The following is a 3,018-nucleotide window of genomic DNA, read 5'->3' as shown; positions in this document are numbered from 1 at the left end:
TAAGAATTGAGAGGGCGGTTGTGTCATTAAATGGAACACTACGCAGTTTCGCGGCGGGGGCCGTCGACTGGAACAATCGGCCGGTCGCGCTGAATTTCGGCCGACTGCAAAGTACCTTGGGACCGCTCTTGGCCCTTCAGCACGCGAGCATTCGCGAAGCGCTGATGACTGGTATCCACGGGCACCTGACCTGTGTGTCGACGCGTCACGATCTGTCGCCCCGGCTATTCCTTGGCGTGCCCGTCTCTCTGCGGCTTGTCACCGATCGTGGCCAGCTCCGCTTCATCAACACGATCGTCAAGGACGTGCAGATCGGCCAGAGCGACGGCGAGCTGTGCATCTACCAGCTTACGGTGTGCGACGCGCTGTCGCTGATGGACAAGCGCACCAATTCGCGCGTGTTCCGCAAGACGGGTGTCGTTGACGTGCTGGCGGTCCTGTTGAACGAATGGCGGCGTCGTAGCCCGGCGCTCGCGGCGGCGTTCGAGTTCGATCTGTCCGGCCTCGATCGGAGCCGCTATCCGGCGCGCGAACTGACCCGGCAGGTCAACGAGTCAGACGCGAAGTTTGTACGCCGGCTGTTGCGCCGCGAGGGTATCAACGTGTTCGCGAAAGCCGGTTCCGCGAAGCCGCCGCGCAACATTCATGACGAGACGCCTGTCCATACGCTCGTCTTCTGCGACAATCCGCTGCAATTGCCAGAGGCTCCGGCGGGCACGGTGCGCCTGCACCCGCGCGATGCCGCGACCGAGCAACGCGACACGATTACGCTGTTTGCGCTGCACCAGCAATTGATTTCCGGGCAGGCGAGTCGGCCATCGTGGGACTACAAGCAGGGACGTATTCACGATTCGGCAGCGACCGCGAGTATCGACCAAGGCGAAGCCGGCAACGACCTTGCGAACCTGCTGACCGACGTGGCGATCGACATTCCGCATGTCGGCGACTCGTGGGACGATCACGACCGCATTACGCGCGACCGGATGCTCGCGCATCAATTCGACGCCGAGCGTTACGACGGTGTAAGCAGTGTGCGGGATATGCCGGTCGGCCACTGGTTTACGCTGACCGGCGATGTCGATCTCGACATGCAGCCGGCCGAGAAGCGGCAGTTCATGATCACGTCCGTGCATCACGAAGTCTGGAACAATCTGCCGAAGGGCTTGACGGAGCGAGCTCACGCGTTATTCGCCGCGAGCCGCAATTTGACGCTGGCCGCACCCGCATTGCCGGCCGCGCTCGACGCGGAATCGGATACCCGCTACGAGAACGCGTTCACCTGCGTGCGACGCGGAGTTCCGCTCACGCCCGCGTACGATCCGAAGATCGACCTGCCGCCTGTCCATCTGCTCACGGGCGTGATTGTGACGCGTGAGGGCGAGGAGGTCGTATGCGACGAACTTGGTCGGGTCTACGTGCAGATACCGGGGCTCAATTCGGGCGATCACGCGCATGCGCAGGGCGCAGGCACCAACGGCAATGCGGGCGACAGTGCCCCGATCCGCGTGGCGTCCAGCTTGGCCGGGGCGGGCTTCGGCGTATCGTTCCTGCCGCGCGCCGGCATGGAGGTCCTGCTGGGCTGTATCGCGGGCGATCCTGACCGTTTGGTGATCCTCTGTGTGCTCGGAAACGGCGTGAACACGCCCGCGACGTTCACCCATACCGGCTCGCTGCCGGGCAACCGTTTCGTGTCGGGAATCAAGACGCAGGAAATTAAGGGCCGAAAATACAACCAGCTTCGGCTCGACGATACCCCGCAGCAGATAAGCGCCCAGCTCGCGAGCGAGCACGCACATTCGCAATTGAATTTGGGTTACCTGACCCAGCCGCGCAATAACGGCGTCGGGCAGGATCGCGGCGAAGGCGCGGAACTGCGCACGGACGCAGCCGCGGCGTTGCGGGCAGCGCAGGGCATTCTGCTGACGACCTATGCGCGATCGCAGGCGAGCGGTGGGCAGCTCGATCGCGACGAACTGCTGCAATTGCTCGGAGAGTGCGCTGAACTCTTCAAGTCGCTCGGCGAATACGCCGGACAGCACGGCGGGCAGGCGGCGGATGCGGCAGGGCAGACAGCTGTTGCGCAGGCGTTCAAGGGGTGGACTCCGGGGAGCGGTGCAGCGGAATCGAGCAGTGCCGCAGGCGGTTCGCAGGCGCTGATGGCATTCGGCGCACAGGCCGGGTCGGTGAACGTGACGCCGAAGACACATGTTACTTACGCGGGCGAGAACATCGATCAGGTGGCGCAGCAGCATCTTCAGTTGATGAGCGGTCAGCGTTTTAATGCGACGGCCGGACAGGGAATGCAGTTGTTCGCGCGCGGCACCGGTGTGCAGGCCGTGGCCGGTGAAGGGCCGATGTTGCTGCAGGCGCAGGCCGACACCCTGACGGCGAATGCTCAAAAGGGCGTCAAGATCGCGACGAATGAGAACGAGGTGCTTGTCACCGCGCCAACGATTCGGTTCGTTGCTGAAGACGGCAGTTATATCAAGATCGGCGGTGGCGTGACGCTCGGCACGAACGGCGACATCAAGTTGCTGTCGGCGTCGCACCAGTGGGGCGGGCCGTCGACGGAACAGGCTTCGAAGACGGCCTTCACGAACCAGCCCACCGACCAGCAGTTCCGTTTGCACTTTCCTGGGCATACGCCGGAAACGCCGGCGCTGGCGGCTAACCAGCAATATCGCATCGCGCTCAACGACGGTCGGATCATCGAAGGGAAGTCGGATGCCAGTGGGCTGACGGATCTGGTGAAGGACGACGTGATGCGCATCGCCAAGATCGATATCTTGAAGCCGTCGCTCTGAAGCGACCGGGGAGAATTCTATGGCCGAGACCAACAACGATTATCGTGTGCATGCGCAGGGCGCTGGCATCACGATTTCGGATCGACCCGATGCCCGCAACGTGCAACTGCCGGGCGATCTGCCGGGCATCGTGATTTTTATTCACGGGGTGAACGATCCGGGTGCCGTGTATTCCGTTGTCGAGCAAGGCTTGTGTCAAGGGCTCAACGAGCGC

Annotated in this window: 2 protein-coding genes; both read left to right on the top strand. The window is 63.0% G+C overall.

Features of this window, described 5'->3' with window-relative positions; genetic code table 11:
- The first annotated feature begins 128 nt into the window (after positions 1–128).
- Positions 129–2,804, top strand: a complete 2,676-nt coding sequence (locus WS69_RS14525) for a type VI secretion system Vgr family protein (RefSeq protein ID WP_231747143.1) — start codon at positions 129–131, stop codon at positions 2,802–2,804.
- 19 nt (positions 2,805–2,823) lie between these two features.
- A partial coding sequence (locus WS69_RS14520; protein ID WP_156438150.1) for a T6SS effector phospholipase Tle3 domain-containing protein occupies positions 2,824–3,018 on the top strand: 195 nt, incomplete at its 3' end.

It is taken from the genome of Burkholderia sp. BDU5, assembly GCF_001522845.1.
Lineage (GTDB): Bacteria > Pseudomonadota > Gammaproteobacteria > Burkholderiales > Burkholderiaceae > Burkholderia > Burkholderia mayonis.
This window is presented reverse-complemented; position numbering and strand designations above follow the sequence as displayed.